Here is a 24,649-nt window from a genome sequence, read left to right on the forward strand (position 1 = left end):
TCACAGCGTTTTCCATTGCTCGTAGCACTCCTTTTCCGCGGACGGGGGAAGGAGATGGTCGATCCGCCGGAGGTGCCAGAGCAGGCTCAGCCGTCCGACGATCGCGCGGGCTTCAGGTCCCGGTGTTGGGCCCACCAGGAGTTCGCGTGCTGTTTCGACCGGCGGCGAGTCGTGCAGGAGCTCGTGGAGTAGTCGCATCGGGTCGAGGAGAGCGATGTCCGTCCTGGGGCCGATGGCGAGGATCAGTGTCGTGGACAGATGGAACCTGTTCGCTGTCGCGGACAGCCAGCTGTAACCGCCGTAGGGCATCAGCCAGGAAAAGAACGTCTCGGCGATCTCGGCGCAGTGCCCCAACCGATCGTCGGTGAGTTCCCGGCAGTGCTTGATGAACCCGCCCCGGAAGTCCTCATCGATCAACGCCCAGGGCGCCTCCAGGAGATCGATCGGATTCGCCTTCGCCAGCCGCGTGGGATCGACGGCCGCCAACCTGTCGGTCAGGTCCTCGAAGGTCATCCACCTGACCTCCGAGAACGTGGGCATAACCGTCTGGTTTTCACCCATGAAAGAGTCCTCGCCGATCCTCATCGGCGCGCCACCGGCGGATCCACGTTGGGGCACTTGCGCTCCAGGTCCCAGGGCAACCCGACCTGGTTGACCCCGACGCAAGCCTGGTTCCCCGGCCCCGACGCCATCCCGGTCAACAGCGAGTCGAGATCTTCCTTCACCCCACAGCCCGAGAACGGGGGCAGGGTGAAGTCCTGGTAGGCGGGATCCGTCCACTTCGGATCGGTGCGCACGACGCCACCGGTGAACATCCCGTATTTCTCCCCGCGGAGATTGATCTTGATCGACTCGGCGGTGAGGCAGTTGTCGCCGACGTCGAGGCCGACCCCGTTGATGGTGACCCCGCTCAGTTTCGCGTAGACCTTGAGCGGGGTGAGGACGGTCGAGCTGCCCTCCGGTTCCGGGATCGAAACGCCGTCGACGTCGATGATGTGATTGCCGGTCGCGTAGTCCTCCGGCAGCAGTTCCATGGTCGCGGTGATCGGGACGAAGCCGAAGCCGAGGAAGGTGACCGTGCTCGGCGGCATCATGACGGAGCCGGTGATCTTGCCGGGCCCTTCGGTGTTCTCCAGGTCGACGTGCCACACCGCGTTGACCATGAACGCGGGCTTCAACCGGGCGAAGGCGCCGAGTTTCGTGATCGTCGACGTGCCCTGCAGTTCGAACGGCTGCAACGCGATGGGGTAGAGAGCGCTGGCGTGGACATCGTCCGCGGATCGCGCGCCGGCTCCGGGCTTCTTCGGTTCACCGGGCTTGCCTGGACCCGGTTCGGGCTTCCCGAGGGGCAGGAGCGTGACACTGCCGAGCAGCGTTTTCTGGTCCGGTGCCTGGGCGCAGGTGATCGGCTTGAGCGGCGTCTCGGCGGCGGTCAGCGCGAGCGACGGCGCGCCCGTGCTCAGCCGCAGCTCGGACGGCACGTTCAGCACGATGTCGGGGACGGTGCCCGTCGCGACCAGCTTCAGTTCGCCGGTGGCCGGCACCTTCGTCGCCGGGATCGTCAGTGATACGGGGACCGGGGTCTTCTTGTCCTCGTTCGCGGCCGTGAGTTCGACCGTCGCGCCACCCGCGACCTCGGCGACGGCGCCGAGTGCGCCTTCGCCGATCGTGAAGGTCAGCGAGAAGTCCTTGACCTGTACAGGCTTTCCGGTCTGGACGACCTTCGGCAGTGTCGCCTGGACATCCATCGTGACCGGTCGTTCCCCGGCCGGATCCGGGAAGACGCAGGTGTGCGCGAGACTCTGGTGCGCGGACGTGGCGCCTTGCAGCGGTGCCGGCGGCGGAGTGGCCGGATCGGTCGCGGCCGAAGAGGACAGTGCGCCGCTCACCCCCACGAGCAGGATGACGCCCGCCAGAACGGGAAACCTCCCGAGTGCCCGGCGAACCCGCTGTGTCATGGGTGTTCCTCTCCTGCCTCGCGCTGGTGTCACGTGATCGGGATCGCCGGGCTGAACGCGCGGTTCTGCGCCGGGTTGGTGTTCTTCACCGTGCAGTTGAAGATCCAGGGACTCCACGTCCCGTCCTTCTGGCGAAGGGCGCCGTCGATGCGGAACGTGGTCCCGAGTCCGATGGCCGCTTGGCCGGGTGTCCCCGCCCCGAAGGTGGGTACGACGGTGCTCGTGTCCTGTTCGAAAAGGACCGTGCGCGGCCCTTGGACGTACGGGGCGATCTGTTCGGGAATCCTCAGCCGCGTCACCTCCGCCGAAGCCGGAGTGGTGTTCGTCCCGGTCAGCGAGGTGGTGATCGTGCCGCGGATACCGTCCCGGTTGCTGGCGTAGAACGTCACGGCGTTGAGGGTGGCGTTGAACACGAGGCTGCCGGCGATCCCACCCGGGGTGATCGCGCCGCCGGCGGGCACCGAAGCGGGGCCGGTGAAGGTCATCCTGACGTCGAGCGGCTGCTGGCCGATCGACGGGAAGCTGCACATGTAGGTGACCGTCCCCGTGGCGAAGGACGTGTCGGCCATGGCCGGTGCGGCCGTGAGCAGCGAGACCGCGCCGAACACGACGGCCGAGACCGCGCCCGCCCGGCGAACCTGCCGTCCCATGGGGATTCCCTTCGTGTCGTGAGGTGGAGACCGTGCGGGGCGGGCGTCCCCGCCCCGCACGGATGGTTCATCAGGTGACCGGGATCGCCGGGCTGAACGCCCGGTTCTGCGCCGGGTTGGTGTTCTTCACGGTGCAGTTGAAGTTCCACGCCGTCCAGGTGCCGTCCTTCTTGTGGAAGTCCAGCGGCGCGTTGATCGTGGTGCCGAGCGAGGCGGTCGCCGAACCCGCGGTGCCCGCCGTGAAGGTCGGGACGCCGGTGCCCGCGTCCTGGACGATGTTGAACGTCCGCGGTCCCGGCACGTACGGGTTGATCTGCGTCGGAACGTCCAGGTTGGTCACCGTGGCCGAAGCCGGGGAGGCGTTGGTGACCGTGACCGGCATGTTCGCCTTGCCGCGCACGCCGTCGTAGTTGGCGGCGTTGAGCAGCGCGTTGATGGTGGCGTTGATGGTGGCGCTGCCGCCGACGGACGCCGGGGTGAAGGTGCCGCCGGCGGCGACCGAATCCGGTCCGGTGAAGTTCGCCTTCACGTCCAGCTGCTGCTGGCCGATGCCGGGGAAGTTGCACATGTAGGCGACGGTGCCGGTGGCGTAGGTGGTCGCGGCGGCGGCCGTGCCGGCGGTGAGCACGGCGACGGCACCGAGCACGATGCCGGTGGTGGCGACGCCGGCTGACAACTTGCCAAGTCTACGGGACATACCTGTCATCTCCTTTGATCCAGTTTACGTCTCGGGCGGCTTTCCCCATGCGCCTTTCGGCGGATTTTTCTGATCAAATATGCTCGACTCGAGCGGCTTTCTCGGTGGTGGGGTAAACCGAGGTTACCCGCGAGTTATGTACGTAACAAGGATTCATGTCGACATGTTTCGAAGTGGGTGAGGCGCCCGTTCTTTCTTGTCAGCCCGCGCTGAATACGATTATGAAGTTTGTCCGCGGATGACAAAGAGACGGCCGATCGGTGCAGCCGGGTTAACATTCGGCGCATGTCTTCCGAGAATCGACGATCGGCATCACGACGGGTAGCGGGCGTCGCGATTACCGTAATGATCGCAACGGTTTCCCTTTCCGGTACGGCGAGCGCCGCGCAGACCGGCGAAGCACGGCCATGGGGGAGCAACGACTACGGGCAGGGGACGATACCGGCCGCGGCGCTCGGCGCCAGTGCGGTCTCCGCGGGAGCGATCACCCATCTCGCGCTCAAGGACGGCGGGGTGATCGCCTGGGGGAACGACAGTTACGGCCAGCTGGCGGTTCCGGCGGCGGCCACTTCGGGGGTTTCGGCGATCGCCGCCGGCTGGGCGCACGAACTCGCGCTGAAGAACGGCGGGGTGATCGCCTGGGGCAACGGTTTCTACGGCCAGAACGTCGTGCCGCCGTCCGCGACGTCGGGGGTCACGGCGATCTCCACCAGCGCGTACTTCAATCTGGCGCTCAAAACGAACGGCAGCGTGGTGAGCTGGGGCTCGCGGACCACTGTCCCCGCGACCGTCTCCTCCGGGGTCACGGCGATCTCGGCCGGTGGGGACCACGGGCTCGCGCTGAAGAACGGCGGCGTGATCGGGTGGGGCAGCAACGGGAAGGGCCAGATCACGGTGCCCGCGGCGGCGACCTCCGGGGTCAGCGCGGTCTCGGCGGGGCTCCGGCACAGCATCGCGCTGAAGAACGGTGGCGTCATCGCCTGGGGCGACAACGGCTACGGACAGGCGACGGTCCCGCTCGAAGCGCAGTCCGACGTCGTCGCCATCGACGCGGGCTTCAACCACAACGTCGCGTTGAAGGCCGACGGGAGCGTCTTCGCCTGGGGCAGCAACGTGAAGTCCGAAAGCCGTGACACCAGCACGGAACCGCCCACGGACTTCTGGAAGTTCTCCGGCGTGTGCGCTCCGGTCTACGCTGTTTCCGCTGGTGACAGCACCGGCGTCGCGTTGGTCGACCCGACGGCGCCGTACTTCTGCTGATGGCCTCGTGAGTGGTGAGGACGGTTGAACCGTCCTCACCACTCACGAGGTCTCAGGACAGGTTGGACTTCATGCTCAGGTTGATCGTGTTGTCCGGCCCCGAGATCAACGCCCCCAGCGCGAGGTCGTTGATGAAGCAGTCCTTGAACTCCGGGATGGTGAACGTTCCCGAAGACGGGATGGTCGGCGCGAACAGGTCGACGTTCTTCGACACCAGCGTCAGGTCGAGCGGTTTCACGGTCTTGCAGGCATTCGGCACCGTCGGCAGGGGGATGACCGGCCAGAACAGGCCGACGACGATGTTGTCGATCAGCATGTTCGCCTGCGAGTGGGTGGTCAGGTCGCCGTTGGCGAGCGTGCCGGTGACCGGGCCGGTCGGCTCGATCCGCACGCGGGCCTTGATCTTGAAGACGCCCGAGACCAGCGAGATGTTCGCCGTCGAGGGCGGCAGGGCCAGATCGCCGCGGATGCCGACGTTGTCACCGTCGATGACGAGGGCGCCATTGAGCTGGCCGGGGCCGAGAGCGAGGCTGCCGCCGGTCTTCTTCACCGTGGTCGTCCCGGTGACGGTGTAGGACACCGGGATCTCCACCGGGTCGTCCGCCAGCGCCGGGGTCGCGGCGAGGCTGCCGGCCATGGCGAGCGCGGAGGTGAGTGCGACGACCGTGCCGAGACGGCGACGGGCTGTTTTCGGGCGCGTTCGACCGAACATGGGTTTCTCCTCGTTTTCTCTCCTGGTTTACAAAGCGGACGAATGGGGGATCAGCGGGGAACGAGGTCGGTGATGACCCAGTTGTCGCCTTCGCGTTCCGCGGTGATCGAAAGCTGCGCCGCGGCCGTCGTCGATGAATTGTTGTCGGCCCGGGTGGCCGCTTGATCGAGGAATACCAGCAGCCGCGCTTTACCGTCGCCGAGTTCCTGGACGGCGGACGAGGAGACGCGGGTGGTGAGAACGAGTTTCTGCGCCGGGGCCTTTTCCCGGACTTGGGCGAACAACTGGTTGTACGATTCCAGCGCCTTGCCTCTGAGCACCGACGCGGCCGCCTTTTCGGTGGCGTCGGTCCGGTCGTAGGAATAGGAGAAGATCTTGTCGAGCGCCACGGTCACCGCGGAGTTCACCTCGGCGGTCGCGCCGACGTCGGTGAGCGCGGTGTTGGCCGCCGACGGCGCCGCCGAGATCGACTTCGCCTCCAGCGTGAACCACACCCCGGCCGCCACCAGCACGGCGGCCGCGACCAGCAGGATCAACGGCGGCTTCGGGCGGCGCGACGGCTTCTCGGCGACGACCTCGGCTTCGGGTTCGACGGAAGTGTCGGCCGTGGCGGTCATCGCACACCCACCGGCAGCTGGTCGAGCGCGCTGAGCTTCCAGCCCTCGTCCGTCCTGGTCAGCCCGGCGGCGAACCGGTTGCGCTTCGTCGTCGGCGCCGCGCCCTCCTTCGCCATCGTGATCTCCACCGACGCCAGCATCTTGGCCGTTCCCGCGTGGTCGTCCAGTTCGCTGATCGCCGCGTCGAGCACCTTGCCCGTCGAGACGGTCGCGTCCTTGGTGAGCGTCCGTTTCGTCGCGTCGTCGGCCTTGCCCAGCTGATCGCGCAGCGGGCCCGTGGACGCGGCGAGCCAGTCGGCGATGCCCTGGTCGACGCGGTGGTGGTCGAGGCTCGTGAGCCGGGCGACGAGTTCACGCCCGGACTTCAGCGCTTCGTCGCGCGAGTTCCCGTAGGCGACGGCCTCGGAACCCGTCGCGGTGAACCAGGTGTACCCGGCCCAGCCCGCGAACGCGCAGGCCGCGGCGAACACGGCGATCGCGATCTTCAGTTGCGCAGCCACAACATCTCCTCGAGGCTGGTGGACGTCGGCTGGCCGTCGGCGCCGAAGCCGCCGGGGATCGCGGCGGGCGGGACCCCGCCCTTCGGCGCGTTCTGCGAGCCTCGGACCGAACTCGCGTTGCCCTTGTCGAGCGTGCACGCGGCACCGGTGTTGAACGGCAGCGGCGAGACTTCCGTGCTGCTGCGGATCTTCGTACCCCCGTAGCCCTTGGTACAGGGCATGGGATCGAAGAAGGTCAGGACCAGCTCGGTCCGCACGGAACCCCCGTCGACGGCGGCGTCGACCGCGGACACCGCCTTCGGTGTGTTGATCAGCAGCTGCCGGAGGCCGTCGGTGCGGGCGGAGAACACGTGCGACGTGGTGAGCAGGTTCGCCAGCAGGATCGGCAGGCCCGGCTCGTTGTCCCGCAGCAGCCCGGAAAGCTGGGTCGCCGCGTCGGGCGCGGTCGCGATCAACCGCCGCAGGTCACCGTCCGAACGGGACAGCTGCTCGGCGAACTGCTTGGCGTTGCCGCTGAACTGCCGCCACGCCTGCGACGAGTCGACCTGGGTCTTCAGCACGGTCGAGCCGTCGGTGATCAGCTTCTCCGTCTGCGGCAGGTGGTCCGCGGCCTGTTTCGTGAAGTCGGTGGTGGAGTCCAGCAGCACCTGGAGGTTCGCGCCGGAACCGCGCAGGGCGTTGTCGAGTTCGTCGACCACGGTCCGCAGGTCCTCGGTCGGCACGGACGCGGTCAGCGAGTCCAGGTCGGTCAGCAGATGCTGCACCGGCAGCGGAACGGCCGTCGCCTCGCGCGGGATGACCGAACCTTCGGCGAGGTACGGGCCGTCGCCGGTCCGCGGCTGGAGGTCGACGAACTGCTCGCCCACCGCGGACCGGTTCGCCACGACCGCCCGCGAGTTCGCGGGGATCGGTGGCGCGTCGTCGTCGATCAGCAGATCCGCTTCCATCCCGCCGTCGGTGAGCCGCAGTTCGCCGACCCGGCCGACGGCGACGCCCCGGTAGGTCACCTCGCCGTTGGTGAACAGGCCCCCGCCGTCGGCCAGGGAGAGCTTCACGGTGTATCCGCCCGCCCCGAAGAGCCGGCCGAGCCCCGCGTAGTTCGCTCCGACGAACGCCGTCGTCGCCAGCGCGAGGATGACGAACGCGATCACCTGGATCCGGACACGGGTGGTGAGCATCAGCTACCTCCGGAGGACGGCAGCGGCAAGGTCGGGAGTCCCGGCGGAACCCCTTCGCCAGGGGGCGGGAGTTCGACACCCGGCGCGGGGATGACCGAGGCGTAGACGTTCAGGTAGTCGCCCTTGATGCCGTCGCGGACGGCGTCGGTGAACGGGAACGTCGGCAGGATCTCCAGCGACTTCGGCAGGGCCTCCCCGGCGTCGGCCAACCGCTTGAGGATCGGCGCGAGCGCGGTGAGATCCGCGACGAGATCGGCCCGGCTCTTCTCGATCACGTCGACACCCACCCCGGAGAGCCGGTCCAGCGCCTGCAACATCGAGACGAGCTGGGTGCGCTGCTCGGCAAGGCTCTGGAGGCCGGGGGTGAGGTCGGTGAGGGCGCCCTCGACCTGCTTCTTCCGGTTCGCGAGTGTGGTCGAGAGCCGGTTGAGCCCGTCGAGGGCGGAGGTGATGTCGGAGCGGTGCGTGTCCAGGTTGGACACCAGTTGCTCCACTGTGGACAGGAACGAGCGGATCTCCTCCTCGTTGCCGTCCATCACCTTCGACAGCTCCCGGTTGATGGTCTGCAACTGGCCGATCCCGCCGCCGTTGAGCAGCAGGGACAGCGCGCCGAAGATCTCCTCGAACTCCGGGTTGCGGTTCGTGCTCGCGACCGGGATCACCCCGCCGTCGCCCAGTCTTCCCTCGGCCTTCGCCGCGCTCGGGGCGAGTTCGATGAACTTCTCGCCGAGCAGGCTGGACTGCCGCAGCCGCGCGATGGCGTTGGCGGGAAGGTGGACGTCGCCGTTGACCGCCAGGACGGTCTCGGCCGTCCAGCCGTCCTCACCGAGCCGGATCGTCTCGACCCGGCCGACCGGGACGTCGCCGACCTTCACCGCCGCCTGCGGCACCAGGTCCAGGACGTCGGCGAACTGCACGGTCACCCGGTACGGATGGTCGCCGATGTCCGCGCCGCCGGGGAGCGGCAGGTCGTAGACGCCCTTGAAATCCGACGAACAGGCGGTGAGCGCGACACAGCACGCGGCGAGCACGGCGATCTTCCGGTTCGCGGCCATCAGCGCCCCCCGGTGTAGGTGTCGCCGGCCACGGGCAGCGGGAGCGGGGCGTATTCGAGCATGTTGCCGCGGCTCTGCAGCTTGCCGGTCTTCGGATCGACGGCTTCGAGCACGTTCGTCACCGCCAGCGGGATCGTGTCGAGGGTTTCGGCCAGCGCGGCGCGTTTGTCGACCAGCGTCCCGGTTGTCACCGCGAGCTTGTCCACATTGGATTTGATCAGCGCGCGGTTGTCCTTGATGAACTGCTGGATCTCCGCCAGCGCGCCGCCGAGGCCGTTGAGCGCGCGGGCGAGCTCGTCCTTGTTCCGTGCGAGCGTCCCGGTCACCGAGGCGAGCTGCTTGTTGACCTCGCCGACGTTCCGGTCGTTGGTCGCCAGCATCGAGGTGAACCGCTGCAGTTCGTCGACGGTGGCGAACAGGTTCTGCGAGTTCCCGGACAGCGTCCTGGCGAGGTCGGCGAAGTTGCGCACCGACTCGTTGAACGGTTTGCCGTTGCCCTGCAGGTTCTTCGCGCCGGTGCGCAGCAGGTCCGAAAGCGCGCCGTCGGCGTTCGCGCCGTTGGGGCCGAGCGCCTTGGCGAGGGTGTCGAGGCTGGAGTAGAGCTGGTCGAGTTCCACCGGCGTGCCGGTGCGCTCGACCGGGATCACCGCGCCGTCGTTCAGCCGGTTCCCCGCGCGGGTGAGCTTGGTGAACTGGACGTAGCGGTCGGCCACCACGCTCGGCGCCACGACCAGTACGTTCGTGTCGGCGGCGATCGGGGTCGACCCGTCGACGGTCAGCACGACCTTGACCCGTTCCCCCTCCGGGGCGACCGATTCGACCTGGCCGACCCGGACGCCGAGCACCCGCACGTCCGATCCGCTGTAGACGCCGACGGCCCGCGAGAAGTACACGGTGACCCGGTCGAGCCCGCTGCCGGAGAAGATCCACCAGAGCCCGCCGACGACGGCCAGCGCGAGCACGAGCGCGAGGGTGACGAATCTGCTGATCACCGGCCACCTCCCGGAATCGGCGGGGTACAGGGATCCCGGTTCTCCGGGATGAGCCCGCACAGGTAGCCGTCCACCCAGCGCCCGTTGCCGAGCGAGTTGTTCACCACGCGGAAGTACGGCGCGGCGAGGTCGAGGCTCTTGGCGAGATTGTCGTTCTGCCGCTGCAGGATGTCGGTCACCTCGCCGAGCTGTCCGAGCGCGTTGCCGAGCTGGTCCTTGTTGTCCTTCACCAGCCCCGAAAGCTGGGTGGCGAGCTCCTGCGAGCCGGTCAGCAGGTCGTGGATCGCCTGCCGCCGCTTGTCGAGTTCGGTCAGCAGCAGGTTGCCGTCCGCGAGGAGTTTGGCGAAGTCGTCGTTCGAGTTCGCGAGCGTCGTGGTGAGGCCGTGCGCGTTGGACAGCAGGCTGGCGAGCTCGTTGTCCCTGGAGGACACGGTCTTCGACAGCGATGTCAGCCCTTCGAGCGCCTTCTTGATATGCGCGGGCGAGTTCTTGAACGTGTCGCTGAGCGTGGTGAAGCTCTCCGCGAGCTGATCGGTGTCGATCGCCCCCGCGGTGTCGGCCAGCCCGTTGAACGCCTCGGTGACGTCGTACGGCGTCACGGTCCTGGTGCGCGGGATGACCTGCTTCGGGTTCTGCACCGTCTCGCCGGTCGGGCGCAGCGCGAGGAACTTCCGGCCCAGCAGGGTCTTGATCTTGATCTCGGCGGCGGTCTTGTCGCCGATCCAGGCGTCCTTGACCCGGAAGCTGACCACCACGTGGTCTTCGGCGAGCCGGACGTCGCTCACCTCGCCGACCTTGATCCCGGCGATGCGGACTTCGTCGTCCTGCTGCAACCCGGCCGCTTCGGAGAACTCGGCCTGGTAGGTGGTCCCGGAACCGATGATCGGCAGGTTCTCGTAGTTGAGCGTCGCGGTCAGCACCGCGGCCGCGACGGCACTGCCGACGAGACCGACGACGATGGGGTTCCGTTCCTTGAAGGGTTTCACGACGTGCACCTCTCCGCCGTCGCCGGTACCCCGCGCGGAGGTTTGGTCTGCAGGACGGACGAGCACAGGTAGAAGTTCATCCACGATCCGTAGGAGCCGATCCGCCCGAGGTCGTTCAGCTTTCCCGGGAGCACCGTCAGGACGCGGTCGACTTCGGCCTTGCCCTCTTCGGTCGTCAGCTGACCGGCCAGCAGGCCGAGCCCCTCGATGCTGTCCTTGAGCGGTTTCCTGCCCTGTTCGAGCAGACCGGCCGTTGCGGTGGTGAGGTCCGCGAGCCCGGAGACGGCCTCCCCGATCTCGGTGCGGTCACCCGCGAGCCCTGCCACCAGTTCCTTCAGTGTGGAGACCAAAGTGGACAGTGCGTCGCCCTTGCCGTTGATGCTCTTCAGCACCGTGTCCAGGTTCGTGATCACGTCACCGATCACCTTGTCGCGGCCGGCGAGCGTGGTGGTCAGCGAACCGGTGTGCGCCAGCAGGCTTTCCACCGTGCCGCCCTCGCCCTGCAGCACCTGGACGATCTCGCCGGAGAGCTGGTTGACGTCCTTGGGCGACAACGCCTGGAACAGCGGTTTGAAGCCGTTGAACAGTTCCGTGAGATCCAGCGCGGGCGTCGTGCGCTCCAGCGGGATCTCCGCGCCGGGCTCCAGAAGCTCGGGGGTGCCCTTGCCGCGTTCGAGCGCGATGTAACGCTGGCCGACCATGTTGCGGTACTTGATCACCGCGGTCACGTCGGCGGGCAGCCTGCGCTGCGAGTCGAGGGAGAACCGGACGCGCGCCAGGCTGTGGTCGGCGATCTCGAGTTCCTCGATCTGGCCGACCCGCACCCCGGAGATCCGGACGTCGTCGCCGACGTTCAGCGACGTCGCGTCGAGGAACTTGGCGCTGTAGGTCCTCGTGTCACCGAGGCCGGTGTTCGTGATGGACACCGCCAGCAGCACCGTGGCCAGCGTCGTGACGACGACGAAGATCAGCCCCTTGATCAGCGGGCTCACGAAGTTCCTCATCGCAGGGTCACCTCCGTGCCCCGGTAGAGCGGCCCGACGAGCACGCTGCCCCAGGCGGGGACCTGCGCCGCCGGGACGCCGATGGACGGCGCGACCAGCGTGGAGATCAGCTCCCGTTCCTGCGGCGAGTTCGCCAGGCCGAGATCGCCCTGCGCGCCGGGGAGCGCCGCGGTCTGCTCGCCGGTCGCCACGATCCCTTGGCTCATCAGGCCGTTCGTCGGGTAACAGCGCGGTTCCCCGGTGGCGTCGTAGACCGGATCGTCCTTGCCGGGCACGTATTTGCCCCGGGGCCGGCTGATGGTGATCTCCGCGTGCAGGCCGGGTTCGTCGGACCAGGCGCCCAGCACCTGGTCCATCTGCGGCTTCAACTTGGCGAGCGCGTCCAGCGTGCAGGCGAAACTGGGCGAGTACTTCGCGCCGATCTCCAGCGGCGCGCGGCTGTCGGCGGCGAGCGCGATGATGTTGGCGCGGTTGTTGGCGAGGAACGTCGTGACCTGCTGGGAGGACGACGTCACCTGCTGGTACACCGACGCCAGCTCGGCCCGCTTCTCATTGACCGTGTCGAGTGTGACGGCCGACGCGCTGAGCGCGTCGAGCAGATCCGGTGCGATGTCGCCGTACAGCTTCGAAACCGTGGCGAGGTCGCGGATGTTGTCGTTCAGCTTCGGCAGGTTCGGGTTGAAGTCCTTCAGATAGGCGGCCGCGGTGGCGAGCGTGTCGCCGATCTGGTCGCCGCGGCCCTCCAGCGCGGTGGCGACGGTGGTCAGCGTGGTCGCGAGTTTCTGCGGTTGCACGGCCTTGAGCAGGGGCAGCAGGTTGTCGAAGACGCGTTCCAGCTCGATCGCGTTGGCCGACCGGTCCTGGGTGATCACGTCGCCGGAGGCGAGCGGCGCCGCGGTCGAACCGTCCGGAATGGACAGTTGCACGTACCGCTCACCGAACAGCGTCTTCGGCACGAGCAGCGCGGACACGTTCTTGGGCAGTTTCGAGACCTTGCCGGGTTCCATGGCCAGGTCGATCTCCGCGCCGCCCGGTGTCGCGCGGACGTCACGGATCTCGCCGACCACCACGCCCCGCGCCTTGACCTGCCCGCCCTGGCGCAACTGGTTGCCGACGCGGTCCGCCTGCAGCGTCACCGGCACGGAGTCGACGAAATCCTTCCGGTAGATCTTGATCGACAGCAGCACGAGGGCGGACATCACCACGAGGAACAGCACCCCGGCCGTCCTGACCCCGGCTTTGCGCAGCCCGCGCCTGCTCATCCGGCCACCTGCACCGTCGTGGTCGCGCCCCAGATCGCGAGGCTGAGGAAGAAGTCCAGCACGCTGACCGCCACGATCGCGGTCCGCACCCCGCGGCCGACGGCGACACCGACGCCCGCCGGTCCGCCGCTCGCGCGGAAGCCGTAGTAGCAGTGGGCGAGCACGATCACGACGCTGAACACCAGCACCTTGCCGAACGACCAGAGCACGTCGCCCGGTGGCAGGAACAGCAGGAAGTAGTGGTCGTAGGTGCCCGCGGACTGGCCGTAGAACCAGACGGTGATCTGGCGTGACGCGAGATACGAGGTCAGCAGGCCGATCGCGTACAACGGGATGACCGCGAGGAAACCCGCGATGATCCGCGTGGTCACCAGGTACGGGACGCTGGGGATGCCCATCACTTCCAGCGCGTCGATCTCCTCGGAGATCCGCATGGCGCCCAGCTGCGCGGTGAAACCGCAGCCGACGGTCGCCGACAAGGCGAGCCCGGCCACGAGCGGCGCGATCTCGCGGGTGTTGAAGTACGCGGAGACGAACCCGGCGAACGCCGACGTGCCGACCTGGTTGAGCGCCGAGTATCCCTGGAGCCCGACGACCGTGCCGGTGAACACGGTCATCCCGATCATCACGCCGATCGTGCCGCCGATGACCGCGAGCGCACCGCTGCCGAAGCTGACTTCGGCCAGCAGGCGGATGATCTCGCGGAGATAGCGTCGTATCGCACGCGGCACCCAGGCGAGCGCCTTGAGGAAGAAGAGGATCTGGTCGCCGAGCGTGTCCAGGAACCCGAACCGGCGATCGACGGCTTCGCGGACCCGCGTCGTGCGAGTGGGTGTCGTCGTGACCATCAGCTGCCCTTCGCCGGGACGAGCTGCAGGTAAAGCGTCGTCAGCACGAGGTTCAACAGGAACAGGAGCAGGAACGTGATGACCACGGATTGGTTCACCGCGTCACCGACGCCTTTCGGGCCGCCTTTCGGATTGAGCCCGCGATAAGAGGCGACGATCGCCGCGACGAAACCGAAGATGACCGCCTTGATCTCGCTGATCCAGAGGTCCGGGAGCTGCGCGAGGGCGGAGAAACTGGCCAGATACGCACCCGGTGTCCCATTCTGCATGATGACGTTGAAGAAATAGCCGCCGAGGACGCCGACCACGCTGACCATTCCGTTGAGGAATGCGGCGACCCCCATCGCGGCGAGCACGCGCGGCACGATCAGGCGCTGGACGGGGGAGACCCCGAGCACCTCCATCGCGTCGATCTCCTCGCGGATCGTGCGGGACCCGAGGTCCGCGCACATCGCCGAGCCGCCGGCGCCCGCGATCAGCAACGCGGTCACGATCGGGCTGGCCTGCTGGATGATCGCCAGCACACTGGCCGCGCCGGTGAAGGACTGCGCGCCGATCTGCGCGGTCAGCGAACCGATGTGCAGCGCGATCACCGCGCCGAACGGGATCGCGACCAGCGCCGTCGGCAGGATCGACACACTCGCGATGAACCAGAACTGCTGGATCAGCTCGCGGGCCTGGAACGGCCGCCGGAAGGTCAGGCGGACGACGTCGAGGCCGAGTGAGTAGAGCCTGCCGGTCTCCCGGATCGCACCCGCGCCGGGGAATGAGGGTGCGTTAGTCCGGACGCCCACGCCGACCCTCCCGTTTTCCGGGCACGGCGAATACACCCCAGCTTGCGCAATTCCTTTGCTCCGAATGGCGGAACGGAATCGTTGAACAGTATCAACGGGGTGTTACCGTGCTGTTTGCTACTGGTCGGTACGCTAATCACGTGCCTGCCTGGTGACAAGAACTTCGGTGTGATCAAGACGTCACGTCCTGGTAACCGGAGAATTCTTGTTCTTTTGTGACAAAGGCGGGCGGGGGTCTTGTCCGTTCTTTCGTGTCCGGTGGCGCGCTGGTCCATTCGTGGCGTGGGGCGGCTCTCGAACGATCCTTGAGGCCGGCGCGGTGCCCGCATGTCGCGAAAGCCACTTTCGGGACATCCCCAGCACCGTGGCCGAAAGCGCGTGAAGGCCCCCTTCCCTCGACTCAGCCGAGGGAAGGGGGCCTTCACGCGAGAAGCGCCTCAGCGCGCCAGTTCGGAGACCAGCTCGTAAGACCGCACCCGGTCCGCCTGGTCGTGCACCATGGTCGTGATCATCAGCTCGTTCGCGCCGGTGTCGGCCAGCAGGGTCTCGAGTCCCTTGTGGACCGTCTCGGGCGAGCCGATGATGCTGCTCGCGGCCCGGTCCTCGATGAACACGCGCTCGATGTCGGTGTACGGGTAGGCCGCGGCCTCTTCCGGCGTCGGCAGCGGGATCGGGCGGCCCTTGCGCAGGCTGAGGAACGTCAGGCCGCTCGGGGCGGCGAGGTACTGCGCGCGCTCGTCGGTCTCGGCGGCCACCACGGAGACGCCGAGCATCACGTACGGCTCGTCGAGGACGTCCGACGGTTTGAACGAGTCGCGGTAGAGCGCCACGGCGGGGAGCGTGTTCTCGGCGCTGAAGTGGTGCGCGAACGAGAACGGCAGGCCCAGTTCGCCCGCCATCCGCGCGCTGAAGCCGCTCGACCCGAGCAGCCACACCGGCGGCTTGTTGCCTTCGGCCGTCACGGCGTTGACGGCGCGCTGGTCGGAGTGCTCGAAGTAGGCCAGCAGTTCCGCGAACTGCTGCGGGAAGTTCTCCGCGGTGAGCCCGCCGGGGCCGCGCAGCGCCAATGCGGTCCGCTGGTCGGTGCCCGGGGCACGCCCGATGCCGAGGTCGATCCGGCCGGGGTGGAACGCCTCCAGGGTGCCGAACTGCTCGGCCACCACCAGCGGCGCGTGGTTCGGCAGCATGACCCCGCCGGAGCCGACCCGGATGCGTTCGGTGGCGGCCGCGACCTGGCCGATCATCACGGCGGTCGCCGAACTCGCGATACCCGGCATGTTGTGGTGCTCGGCGAGCCAGTACCGGTGGTAGCCGAGGGCTTCGGTCCGGCGCGCGAGGTCGAGGGTGTTGCGCAGCGAATCCGCGACACCGCCTCCGGCCACGACGGGCGAGAGGTCGAGCACGGACAGCGGGATGTCAGGCAAAGAGGTCACGCATCGGTACAACGCCGCGGGCCACCGATCCCTTCCCGTGCCTGTCGATCGATCGAAATTAACCGACTCGATGTACCCGGTACTCGGCGGAGTTCCCCCCTTTCCACGGTACGGTTGCCCCCTAATGCGAGCGTGGGAAAACCACTGAAAAGAAAGGATTGAAGGTGCCGCGTCCGGAACGACCGCTGGACCCCGGGGACGATCCGTTGCTGGGGTTCGCCGCCGATCTCCGGCGACTCCGGGAGAAGGCCGGAAATCCGACGTACCGGGAGCTGGGCAGGCGTGCCCACTACTCCGCCGGCACCCTCTCCGAAGCCGCCGGCGGGAAGAAGATGCCCAGCTTGGCGGTCACGTTGGCCTACGTCCGGGCGTGCGACGGCCCGGAGGAGGAGTGGGAGGCGCGATGGCACGACGTGACCGAGCGGACGCGCGCCGGAGTCGATGATTCACCGGTTGCCCCATCGAATGGGGAATCGGTCCCTTATATCGGTCTGGCCGCATTCGGGCCGGATGACGCGAGCCGATTCTTCGGTCGCGAACGACTTGTCGGAAAACTCGTCACGAGGCTTTCGAACCAACGATTTTTGGCCGTTCTGGGTGCTTCGGGTTCCGGTAAGTCGTCCTTGCTCCGCGCCGGTCTCCTCCCGGCCGTCGCCGAGACGTCGGTCACGCTGCTGATGACCCCCGGATCGCGGCCGCTGCAGGAATGCGCCGTCCAGTTCGGCGCCGCGCTCGGGCTCGCGCCCGGCGGGCTGCTCGCGGAGTTCACCGGACATCCGCGCAACCTCGGCCTCGCCGCCCGTCAGCTGGTCGCCGACCGCGAGGGCGACGTCGTGCTGGTCGTCGACCAGTTCGAGGAGGTCTTCACGCTCTGCCAGGACGCCGACGAACGGACGGCCTTCCTGTCCGCGCTGGTCACCGCGACGACCGAAGCGGAGAGCCGGACCAGGGTCGTCCTCGGCATCCGCACCGACTTCTACACCCACTGCGCGCGGCATCCCGAGCTGGTCGAGGCCATGCAGGACGCGCAGATCCTCGTCGGCCCGATGAGCACCGAGGAGCTGCGGCAGGCCATCTCGCGGCCGGCGATCGACGCCGGGTACCGCGTCGAGAACGCGCTGGTCTCGCGGCTCGTCGCCGACGCGACCGGGCAGCCCGGCGTGCTCCCGCTGCTCTCGCACGCTCTGCTGGAGACCTGGCGCCGGCGTCACGGCAACACCCTCACCCTCACCGGTTACGAGTCCACCGGTGGGATCGAACGGTCGGTCGCGCAGACCTCCGAGCACACCTTCACCGCGCTGACCGAACACCAGCAGCGGCTGGCGAACCAGATCTTCCTGCGGATGACCGCGCTCGGCGAGGGCACCGAGGACACCAAACGGCGCATCACCCGCGACGAGGTGGACGCCGACGACCCGGACGTCGCGGTCGTGCTGGACAGGCTGGCGTCGTCGCGGCTGGTCACGCTCGACGACAACGGCATCGAGATCGCGCACGAGGCGCTGATCCGGGGCTGGCCGCGCCTGCGCGAATGGCTCGCCGAGGACCGTGAAGGCCTGCGCGTGCACCGCCAGCTCACCGAGGCGACCGACGCGTGGGAGTCCGTCGGCCGCGACGACGGCTGGCTCTATCGCGGAGCGCGCCTGGCGATCGCCAGGGAGTGGGCGGGGGAGCACGACAGCGCGCTTTCCCAGCGTGAACGCCGGTTTCTCGAGGCGAGCGTCGCGATCGAGAACCACGAGCAGGCCGTCGCCCGGCGCCGCACCCGGCGGCTGCGTCAGCTGGTCGCGCTCCTGGCCGTCCTGCTGGTGCTCGCGACGGCCGCGATGGCGTACGCCGTCCGCGCCGAGCAGACCGCGACCAGCCAGCGCAACAGCGCGCTCGCGCAGAAGGTCGCCGGGCAGGCCATCGAGATGCGGACGACGAATCCGGCGCTGGCCGCGCAGCTCGCGCTGGCGGCGTACCGCGTCGATCCGAGTGTGGACACCCGCGGCAGCGTGCTCGGGATGTTCGAGTCGCCGTACTCGACCCGCGTCCGCGGGCACGGCCACCGCGTCAACGCGACCGCGCTGCGCGGCGACGGCCAGGTGATGGTCACCGGCAGCTGGGACCAGACGGCCAAGCTGTGGGACGTCAAGGATCCCCATCGCCCGGCCGAGCTGGCCACGCTGACCGGGCACACCGGCAACGTCAACTCGGTGTCCTTCAGCGCCGATGGCGCCGTGGTCGCGACGGCGGGCTGGGACAAGACCGCGCGGCTGTGGAACGTCGCCGATCCGGCGAAACCCGGGCCGGGCGTACTGGTCGGCGAGCATCCGAGCCGGGTCAACGCGGTGGCGTTCAGCCCGAAGTCCGCCGTGCTCGCGACCGCCGACGGCGACGGCACGGTGCGGTTGTTCGACGTCCGTGATCCCGCGAAACCCGTGCTCGCGGCCACCCTCCCCGGGCACACCGGCAACGTCAACGGTCTCGCCTACGCCCCCGATGGGCGGACGCTCGTCTCGACCGGCGCCGACAAGACCGCGCGGTTGTGGGACGTCGCCGACCCCGTCAAGGCCAGGCCGCTCGGCGTGGTGAACGGGCACACCGCCGGGATCCACTCCGCGGCGTTCAGCCCGGACGGCCGGACGCTCGCCACCGCGAGCATCGACCAGACGGCGCGGCTGTGGAACGTCGCCGACCCGATGGCGCCGTCACCGCTGGGGACGACGGCCGCGCACAAGACCATCGTGCGGTCCGTGGCGTTCAGTCCGGACGGGACGACCCTGGCCACCACCGGTTTCGACCGCGCCGCACGGCTTTGGGACATCACCGATCCGGCGAAACCGCGCGAGAAACCGTCACTCGTCGGGCATACCGCGGCCGTGGTCTGGGCGGTGTTCTCCCCGGACGGCCGCACGCTCGTGACCGCGAGCGACGACCAGACGGTGCGGATGTGGGATCTGCCGGGGCCCGCGATCAGCGGCCCGGCGCGGTCTGCCTGCCGGGCGGTGTTCAGCTCCGACGGGAAGCTGCTGGCCACCGGCAGCCAGGACGGCGTGGTGCGCCTGGTCGACGTCTCCGACACCCGGAACCCGCGTGAGGTGGGCAAGGTCGCGGGCTTCGGCCAGGGCGTCTGCGGTCTGGCCTTCAGTCCGGACGGGCGGACGCTCGCCGCCGGCTCCTGGGACCACACCATGCGGCTGATCGACGTCAGCGATCCGCGCAAGCCGGTCGACACCGGCGTCTTCTACCGGCCGGCGGAAGAGATCGACCCCGTCGCGTTCAGCCCGGACGGCCGGACGCTCGCGACGGCCGGGTCCGGGCACACGGTGAAGCTGTGGGACGTCTCCGACATCCGGCGGCCCGTCGAACTCGCGACGCTGACCGGGCACGAGGACGACGTCCATTCGATCGCGTTCAGCCCGGACGGACGCACCCTGCTCAGCGGCGGATGGGACCACACCGCCCGGCTGTGGGACGTCTCGATGGCGAAGGCGCCGAAGCCGCTTTCGGTGCTGAAGGGGCATTCGGACACTGTGTTCTCGGTCGCCTACAGCCCGGACGGCAAACTCGCCGCCACCGGCAGCGCGGATCGCACCGGCAGGCTCTGGGACGTGACGGATCCGGCGGCCCCGCGCGAGGCGGCGCTGCTGGCGGGGCACACCGACAACGTCATCTCGGTCGCGTTCAGCGGGGACGGGAAGACCTTCTCGACCGGCAGCTACGACCGGTCCGTGCGACTATGGGACGTCTCCGATCCGGGATCGGTCCGCGAATCGGCGAACCTGACCGACGACGTCGACCGGGTCAACGCCGTGGCGTTCGCCCCCGATGGGCACACCCTCGCGGGTTCGGTCGCGGACGGCAGCGTGCGGTTGTGGGAGACCAGCCCCGAACGGGCGGCCGAACGCATCTGCGCGACGGTGTACCCGCGGATCACGGCGGACGAGTGGGAACAACACCTGCCGGGGCTCGATTACGCGCCCCCGTGCCCGTGACCACGGCCGATACGTTGTTCGGCGTTGTTGTTCGGTGGGATCGCCGTGACACCGAACAACGAAGAGGCGCTAGAAATATCCCTGGACGTGCGATGCGTCCCCACATCGTTCACTCACCGGGGGTCTGAAGGGCTCCTTCAGGGCATTCACCAGTGTCCTGAAGGAGCCCTTCAGCTTTTCCGTCTCCACCTCTTGTGTTCCGCCCCCAATCACGCGAGTGACGCGCCCAAACACGCGAGTGACGCGCCCAAACACGCGAGTGACGCGCCCAAACACGCGAGTGACGTCCCCAACCACGTGAGTCGCGCCCCGAATCACGCTTGTCGTCCATCCAGTCACGTGTGTCGTCCGTCCAATCACGTGTGTCGTCCGTTCGATCACGTGTGTCGTCCATCCCGGACTGCCGAACTCGCGTGATCAGGGGCGTAACTCGCGTGGTTGGGGACGTAACTCGCGTGATCGGGGGCGTAACTCACGTGATGGGGCGGCGGACACGCGTGACTGGACGGACGACACGCGTGATCAGGTGGACGACACACGTGATCAGGCGGCCGGGATCCAGTCCGGGTTCGAGGCCAGGACGGTGAGCTGCTGGGTCGCGCGGGTCAGCGCGACGTACAGCACCCGGCGTCCGGTGGTCGACTCCGTGATGAGGTCGTTCGGCTCCACCAGGACGACGGCGTCGTACTCGAGGCCCTTGGAGTCGAGGCTGCCGACGACCTTGAGCCGCTCGTCCGACAGCCCGTCGAGCCAGCCCTCGATCTCGGGCACCCGGTCCATGGCGGTGATCACGCCGACGGTGCCTTCGACGACCCCCAACATCTCCTTCACCGCGGCCTGCGTCGCCGCCTCCAGTCCGGCGGCCTCGACGGGCCGGACCTCCGGCGTGACACCGGTCTGCCGCACCGCGCGCGGAAGCTCGTCGGCCTCCGCGTGCCCGGCGACGACCTTCGCGGCCAGGTCGAAGATCTCCGCCGAGTTCCGGTAGTTGGTGCGCAGGGTGAACCGGCGCCGCGTCGTCTTGAGCCCGAAGGCCTGGTCCCGCGCCATCGCGGCCTCGGCCGGATCCGGCCACGAACTCTGCACCGGGTCGCCGACCACGGTCCAGCTCGCGTACTTGCCGCGCCGCCCGACCATCCGCCACTGCATCGGCGAGAGGTCCTGCGATTCGTCGACGACCACGTGCGAGTACTCGTCGTAGTGCTCGGGCCGGGTCGGGGCGCCCCCGCGCTCCGGGTTGACCTCGACGTTCTGACGGGTCCGGCGGCTCTTCGGCGGCGGGCCGATCAGGACGCGCAGCTCGTCGAGGAGCGCGACGTCCGCGATGGTCCAGCCACGCGAGCGATCGGCGAAATCGGCCGCGAGCATGCTGATCTCGCCGCGGTTGAGCAGGCCCTTCGCCGCGGAGGCGAGCCGCTTCTCGTCGCCGAGCCAGCGCAGGATCTGCGCCGGGTACAGGATCGGCCACCAGGTCACCAGGAACCGGTGGAACTCGATGCGCTCGCCGAGTTCGGTGATCAGCTCGGCCTTGTCGATCTGACGGCCGTCGTCCTTCGCGTGCTGCTCGGCCTTCGCGGCGAGCGCGTCGAGCAGCAGTTCGGCGGCGCGGATCCGCGACCGGTTCGGCGGCCCGCCCGCGGTGTGCACCTTGCGGCGCACCTTGTCGAGCTCGCGCGCGTTGAGCCGCAGCACCTCGCCGCGGTAGACGATCTTCATGTCCTCCGGCGCGTCTTCCGGCGTGTCCCGCAGCGCGCGCAGCAGGATCTTGCGCATCCGCAGCGATCCCTTGATCGCCGCCAGCGGCGCCGGGTCCTGACGGGTCGCTTCGAGGCCGTCGAGGACTTCGCCGAGCGCGCGCAGTTCGACGTTCGTCTCGCCCATCGACGGCAGCACCCGCGAGATGTAGCTGGTGAACACGCCGGACGGGCCGATCACCAGCACGCCCGCGCCGCCGAGCTGGCGCCGGTGGCGGTAGAGCAGGTACGCCGCGCGGTGCAGCGCGACCGCGGTCTTGCCGGTGCCGGGGCCGCCGGTGATCTCCGTGACCCCGCGCCACGGCGCCCGGATGACCTCGTCCTGCTCCTTCTGGATGGTGGCGACGATGTCCCGCATCTTCTCGCCACGCGACCGGCCGAGCGCCGCCATCAGCGCGCCTTCGCCGACGATCTGCATGCCGTCGGGGACCGCGTCTGCGATCAGGACGTCGTCGTCCACGTCGAGCACGTTCTGGCCGGAGCACCGGATCACCCGGCGCCGGACGACGTTCATCGGCTCCTCGGCCGTCGCCTGGTAGAACGCCGCGGCCGCGGGCGCGCGCCAGTCGGTGACGAGGTTGTCGAACTCGGCGTCGCGGATGCCGAGGCGGCCCACGTAGATGTGGTCGTTGTCGAGGTGGTCGAGCCTGCCGAAGACCAGCCCCTCGTACTCCGCGTCGAGGGTCTGCAGGGTCTGATTGGCGTGGAAGACCATCATGTCCCGTTCGAACAGCATGGACGCCTGCTCGAAGATGGCTTCCCGCCCGGCGCCATGGCCGATCTCGTAGCCCTTGGTACGCATGGCCTCAGCCTGGGCTCGCAATTCGGCGAGCCGGGTGTAGACGGTGTCCACATGGGCTTGCTCGATGGCGATCTCGGCCCGTCTGACCCGAGGTTCGGACACGCAACGCTCCTAAACGCTTCTATCGCCTCCGAGGGCGAAGGACGACTCTACGCGAGCTGGGCGGCGGCTTCACCAAGTCCCGGCCAACGTCACGATGGAAGGCGTTGAGGCACGATGCACCCATGACCAGGATCGTGGCGGGGACCGCGGGCGGCAGGCGGCTGAAGGTCCCGCCGAAGGGCACCAGGCCCACGTCGGAACGCGTGCGCGAAGCGCTGTTCAACGCGCTCGAGGTCGCCGGCGAGCTGCAGGGAGCCCAGGTCCTCGACCTTTACGCCGGTTCGGGCGCGCTCGGGCTGGAGGCGTTGTCCCGCGGCGCCTCCGGCGCGCTGTTCGTCGAACACGACAGGCGCGCGGTCGAAGTGCTCAAGGGGAACGTCGCCGCACTGGGGCTCGGCGGCGCGGTCCGGGCCGGGACCGTCGAGTCCGTCGTGGCCGCTCCGGCGCCGGAAACGTTCGACATCGTCCTCGCCGATCCGCCCTACGCTGTCGATTCCACCCGGCTGGGGGAGGTCATGGCCGCGCTCGCGGCCGGCCGATGGGTCACGGACGGCGCGTTGGTGGTGATCGAGCGGGCCGCCCGGGACGGCGAGCCGGACTGGCCGCCGGGTTTCGAGCCGATGCGGACGAAGCGCTACGGCGACACCGCGCTCTACTGGGCCGAATATCAGGTGTGACGCCGCACCGAGAAAGTGCGCAGGACGCGCAGCGGGCCCTCGGCCTTGGTAGCGTCCGCGCCATGCGGCGTGCGGTCTGTCCCGGGTCCTACGATCCGGCCACCAATGGACATCTCGACATCATCGAGCGGGCGGCCAAGCTGTTCGACGAGGTCGTCGTCGCGGTGGGGGTGAACAAGAGCAAGAAGGGCCTGTTCACCACCGAGGAACGGATGGACATGCTCCGCGAGATCACCGCGAAGCTGCCGAACGTGCGCGTCGACTCGTGGCAGGGACTCCTGGTCGACTACTGCCGCGAGAACGACATCATCGCCGTCGCGAAGGGGCTGAGGTCGGTCAGCGACTTCGACTACGAGCTCCAGATGGCGCAGATGAACCGCGAGCTGACCGGGCTCGAAACCCTGCTGATGGCCAACAACCCGGCGTATGGGTTCGTGTCGAGCTCGCTGGTCAAGGAGGTCACCGCGCTCGGCGGCGACATCGAGCACCTGGTGCCGCCGATAGTGTTCAAACGCCTCTCGGAGAAGTACTCCGACCGAGGTTGACCCGAACGGCCGAAGCCGTTGGTCTGGCGCTGGTGAGTGGCGATGAAGAGTTCATCTCGGCGCCTTCTGGTGAATACACGATCGGGTTACGGTCCGAAAATGACCAACAAACGATCGCGGATCGCCGCCGCGCTGCTCGTTCTGCTTGTCACGTTCTTCGGCGGGCTGAGTGCCGCGCAGGCCACGGCCGCCCCCGTCTCGATCCAGCAGAACCCGTGCGGGGATCTCACCGGGTTCAAGCACGTGTCGCTGTCGTCGCTGCCCGCCGAGGCGACGACGACCTACGACCTCATCCAGAAGGGTGGCCCGTTCCCGTACCCGGACAAGGACGGCACGGTCTTCTCCAACCGCGAGAACATCCTCCCGAAGTGCGCGTCGGGCTACTACCGCGAGTACACGGTCCCGACGCCGGGATCGCCCGATCGCGGTGCGCGCCGCATCGTCACCGGTAACGCCGGCGAGCACTTCTACACCGCGGACCACTACAAGACCTTCTCCGTGATCGACGCCGACGGCACCCCGGCGCCGTCCTGCGGCGACACCTCGAAGCTGACGAAGATCGGCTACTCGACGCTGTCCTCCGCGGCGAAGTCCGTGGTGGACAAGGCCCGCGGTGGCGCGACCGGCACGGTCTACGAGAACCGCGAAGGTGTGCTGCCGAAGTGTGCCGCCGGCTACTACCAGCTGTTCCCGGTGGGCACGAGCGACCGCGTGATCTCCGGCAAGGGCGGCGAGATCGTCTACACGCCGGACCGTTACGCGACCTTCAAGCTGGTGAATCTCGCCGGCTGACCCGTCCGTGCAACATTTCGTACCTCCTCGTCCGTGAGATACACCGGAACA

At 68.4% G+C, this 24,649-nt stretch carries 22 protein-coding genes; 5 read left to right on the forward strand and 17 right to left on the reverse strand.

From position 1 onward, the window contains the following. The 4 genes from NQK81_RS36140 to NQK81_RS36155 all read right to left on the reverse strand — a co-directional run bounded on the left by NQK81_RS36140 (position 1) and on the right by NQK81_RS36155 (position 3,284). The gene (locus NQK81_RS36140; RefSeq protein WP_257485064.1) at positions 1–513 is read right to left on the reverse strand and encodes a hypothetical protein; all 513 of its coding nucleotides are present in this window, start codon (positions 511–513) and stop codon (positions 1–3) included. A 68-nt stretch (positions 514–581) separates the two neighbouring features. Continuing rightward, the gene (locus NQK81_RS36145) at positions 582–1,958 is read right to left on the reverse strand and encodes a DUF6801 domain-containing protein (protein WP_257485065.1); all 1,377 of its coding nucleotides are present in this window, start codon (positions 1,956–1,958) and stop codon (positions 582–584) included. Between the two features lie 29 nt (positions 1,959–1,987). Further along, on the reverse strand, positions 1,988–2,608 hold the full coding sequence (locus tag NQK81_RS36150) for a DUF6801 domain-containing protein (RefSeq protein ID WP_257485066.1): 621 nt from the start codon (positions 2,606–2,608) through the stop codon (positions 1,988–1,990). Between the two features lie 70 nt (positions 2,609–2,678). Next, positions 2,679–3,284, reverse strand: coding sequence for a DUF6801 domain-containing protein (locus NQK81_RS36155; protein ID WP_255632400.1), 606 nt, complete (start codon positions 3,282–3,284; stop codon positions 2,679–2,681). 366 nt (positions 3,285–3,650) lie between these two features. Between NQK81_RS36155 and NQK81_RS36160 the strand changes: the two genes are divergently transcribed. Beyond that, a complete protein-coding gene (locus NQK81_RS36160; protein WP_126733563.1) occupies positions 3,651–4,565 on the forward strand; it encodes an RCC1 domain-containing protein in 915 nt (304 codons plus the stop codon). Positions 4,566–4,617: 52 nt separating this feature from the next. Here the strand turns inward: NQK81_RS36160 and NQK81_RS36165 are convergent, their stop codons facing one another. The 12 genes from NQK81_RS36165 to NQK81_RS36220 all read right to left on the reverse strand — a co-directional run bounded on the left by NQK81_RS36165 (position 4,618) and on the right by NQK81_RS36220 (position 15,946). Next, positions 4,618–5,277, reverse strand: a complete 660-nt coding sequence (locus tag NQK81_RS36165) for a hypothetical protein (RefSeq protein WP_126733562.1) — start codon at positions 5,275–5,277, stop codon at positions 4,618–4,620. A 50-nt stretch (positions 5,278–5,327) separates the two neighbouring features. Further along, complete coding sequence (locus NQK81_RS36170; protein WP_257485067.1) at positions 5,328–5,894, reverse strand: hypothetical protein; 567 nt, start codon at positions 5,892–5,894, stop codon at positions 5,328–5,330. After that, a complete protein-coding gene (locus NQK81_RS36175) occupies positions 5,891–6,394 on the reverse strand; it encodes an Rv1363c family protein (RefSeq protein WP_257485068.1) in 504 nt (167 codons plus the stop codon). Before NQK81_RS36175 ends, NQK81_RS36170 begins: the two co-directional genes overlap by 4 nt. After that, on the reverse strand, positions 6,379–7,572 hold the full coding sequence (locus tag NQK81_RS36180) for an MCE family protein (protein WP_257485069.1): 1,194 nt from the start codon (positions 7,570–7,572) through the stop codon (positions 6,379–6,381). Before NQK81_RS36180 ends, NQK81_RS36175 begins: the two co-directional genes overlap by 16 nt. After that, a complete protein-coding gene (locus NQK81_RS36185) occupies positions 7,572–8,627 on the reverse strand; it encodes an MCE family protein (RefSeq protein ID WP_126733558.1) in 1,056 nt (351 codons plus the stop codon). The genes NQK81_RS36180 and NQK81_RS36185 overlap by 1 nt, the downstream gene beginning before the upstream one ends. Beyond that, complete coding sequence (locus NQK81_RS36190) at positions 8,627–9,619, reverse strand: MCE family protein (RefSeq protein WP_126733557.1); 993 nt, start codon at positions 9,617–9,619, stop codon at positions 8,627–8,629. The genes NQK81_RS36185 and NQK81_RS36190 overlap by 1 nt, the downstream gene beginning before the upstream one ends. Then, complete coding sequence (locus NQK81_RS36195; protein ID WP_257485070.1) at positions 9,616–10,605, reverse strand: MCE family protein; 990 nt, start codon at positions 10,603–10,605, stop codon at positions 9,616–9,618. The genes NQK81_RS36190 and NQK81_RS36195 overlap by 4 nt, the downstream gene beginning before the upstream one ends. Then, entirely contained in the window at positions 10,602–11,609 is a 1,008-nt protein-coding gene (locus tag NQK81_RS36200; RefSeq protein ID WP_126733555.1) for an MCE family protein, read from the reverse strand. The genes NQK81_RS36195 and NQK81_RS36200 overlap by 4 nt, the downstream gene beginning before the upstream one ends. Next, on the reverse strand, positions 11,606–12,871 hold the full coding sequence (locus tag NQK81_RS36205; RefSeq protein ID WP_257485071.1) for an MCE family protein: 1,266 nt from the start codon (positions 12,869–12,871) through the stop codon (positions 11,606–11,608). The genes NQK81_RS36200 and NQK81_RS36205 overlap by 4 nt, the downstream gene beginning before the upstream one ends. Then, entirely contained in the window at positions 12,868–13,719 is an 852-nt protein-coding gene (locus NQK81_RS36210) for an MlaE family ABC transporter permease (RefSeq protein ID WP_126733553.1), read from the reverse strand. Before NQK81_RS36210 ends, NQK81_RS36205 begins: the two co-directional genes overlap by 4 nt. Further along, a complete protein-coding gene (locus NQK81_RS36215; protein WP_126733552.1) occupies positions 13,719–14,513 on the reverse strand; it encodes an MlaE family ABC transporter permease in 795 nt (264 codons plus the stop codon). The genes NQK81_RS36210 and NQK81_RS36215 overlap by 1 nt, the downstream gene beginning before the upstream one ends. A 437-nt stretch (positions 14,514–14,950) precedes the next feature. Continuing rightward, a complete protein-coding gene (locus NQK81_RS36220; protein WP_257485072.1) occupies positions 14,951–15,946 on the reverse strand; it encodes an LLM class flavin-dependent oxidoreductase in 996 nt (331 codons plus the stop codon). Positions 15,947–16,110: 164 nt separating this feature from the next. Here NQK81_RS36220 and NQK81_RS36225 point away from each other — a divergent pair, with 164 nt between their 5' ends. Then, positions 16,111–19,926 carry an nSTAND1 domain-containing NTPase gene (locus NQK81_RS36225; RefSeq protein ID WP_443092891.1) on the forward strand — a complete coding sequence of 1,272 codons (3,816 nt, stop codon included), beginning with the start codon at positions 16,111–16,113 and terminating at the stop codon, positions 19,924–19,926. A gap of 543 nt (positions 19,927–20,469) precedes the next feature. On the opposite strand, the gene NQK81_RS36230 is transcribed toward NQK81_RS36225, so the two are convergent. Continuing rightward, positions 20,470–22,584 carry a HelD family protein gene (locus tag NQK81_RS36230; protein ID WP_257485073.1) on the reverse strand — a complete coding sequence of 705 codons (2,115 nt, stop codon included), beginning with the start codon at positions 22,582–22,584 and terminating at the stop codon, positions 20,470–20,472. A gap of 122 nt (positions 22,585–22,706) precedes the next feature. Between NQK81_RS36230 and rsmD the strand changes: the two genes are divergently transcribed. The 3 genes from rsmD to NQK81_RS36245 all read left to right on the forward strand — a co-directional run bounded on the left by rsmD (position 22,707) and on the right by NQK81_RS36245 (position 24,598). Beyond that, positions 22,707–23,261, forward strand: coding sequence for a 16S rRNA (guanine(966)-N(2))-methyltransferase RsmD (gene rsmD / locus NQK81_RS36235; RefSeq protein ID WP_257485074.1), 555 nt, complete (start codon positions 22,707–22,709; stop codon positions 23,259–23,261). 62 nt (positions 23,262–23,323) lie between these two features. Beyond that, a complete protein-coding gene (gene coaD, locus NQK81_RS36240) occupies positions 23,324–23,806 on the forward strand; it encodes a pantetheine-phosphate adenylyltransferase (RefSeq protein ID WP_126733550.1) in 483 nt (160 codons plus the stop codon). A 99-nt stretch (positions 23,807–23,905) separates the two neighbouring features. After that, complete coding sequence (locus tag NQK81_RS36245) at positions 23,906–24,598, forward strand: ribonuclease domain-containing protein (protein ID WP_257485075.1); 693 nt, start codon at positions 23,906–23,908, stop codon at positions 24,596–24,598. The last annotated feature ends 51 nt before the right edge of the window (positions 24,599–24,649 follow it).

The organism is Amycolatopsis roodepoortensis (assembly GCF_024628825.1).
GTDB classification, from domain to species: domain Bacteria; phylum Actinomycetota; class Actinomycetes; order Mycobacteriales; family Pseudonocardiaceae; genus Amycolatopsis; species Amycolatopsis roodepoortensis.

What these genes read in the sequence shown, in the direction of transcription:
- NQK81_RS36140 (WP_257485064.1), bottom strand. Translation starts at nt 513, where the DNA reads ATGACCTTCGAGGACCTGACCGACAGGTTGGCGGCCGTCGATCCCACG.
- NQK81_RS36145 (WP_257485065.1), bottom strand. Translation starts at nt 1,958, where the DNA reads ATGACACAGCGGGTTCGCCGGGCACTCGGGAGGTTTCCCGTTCTGGCG.
- NQK81_RS36150 (WP_257485066.1), bottom strand. Translation starts at nt 2,608, where the DNA reads ATGGGACGGCAGGTTCGCCGGGCGGGCGCGGTCTCGGCCGTCGTGTTC.
- NQK81_RS36160 (WP_126733563.1), top strand. Translation starts at nt 3,651, where the DNA reads ATGATCGCAACGGTTTCCCTTTCCGGTACGGCGAGCGCCGCGCAGACC.
- NQK81_RS36165 (WP_126733562.1), bottom strand. Translation starts at nt 5,277, where the DNA reads ATGTTCGGTCGAACGCGCCCGAAAACAGCCCGTCGCCGTCTCGGCACG.
- NQK81_RS36170 (WP_257485067.1), bottom strand. Translation starts at nt 5,894, where the DNA reads ATGACCGCCACGGCCGACACTTCCGTCGAACCCGAAGCCGAGGTCGTC.
- NQK81_RS36180 (WP_257485069.1), bottom strand. Translation starts at nt 7,572, where the DNA reads ATGCTCACCACCCGTGTCCGGATCCAGGTGATCGCGTTCGTCATCCTC.
- NQK81_RS36185 (WP_126733558.1), bottom strand. Translation starts at nt 8,627, where the DNA reads ATGGCCGCGAACCGGAAGATCGCCGTGCTCGCCGCGTGCTGTGTCGCG.
- NQK81_RS36200 (WP_126733555.1), bottom strand. Translation starts at nt 11,609, where the DNA reads ATGAGGAACTTCGTGAGCCCGCTGATCAAGGGGCTGATCTTCGTCGTC.
- NQK81_RS36205 (WP_257485071.1), bottom strand. Translation starts at nt 12,871, where the DNA reads ATGAGCAGGCGCGGGCTGCGCAAAGCCGGGGTCAGGACGGCCGGGGTG.
- NQK81_RS36210 (WP_126733553.1), bottom strand. Translation starts at nt 13,719, where the DNA reads ATGGTCACGACGACACCCACTCGCACGACGCGGGTCCGCGAAGCCGTC.
- rsmD (WP_257485074.1), top strand. Translation starts at nt 22,707, where the DNA reads ATGACCAGGATCGTGGCGGGGACCGCGGGCGGCAGGCGGCTGAAGGTC.
- coaD (WP_126733550.1), top strand. Translation starts at nt 23,324, where the DNA reads ATGCGGCGTGCGGTCTGTCCCGGGTCCTACGATCCGGCCACCAATGGA.
- NQK81_RS36245 (WP_257485075.1), top strand. Translation starts at nt 23,906, where the DNA reads ATGACCAACAAACGATCGCGGATCGCCGCCGCGCTGCTCGTTCTGCTT.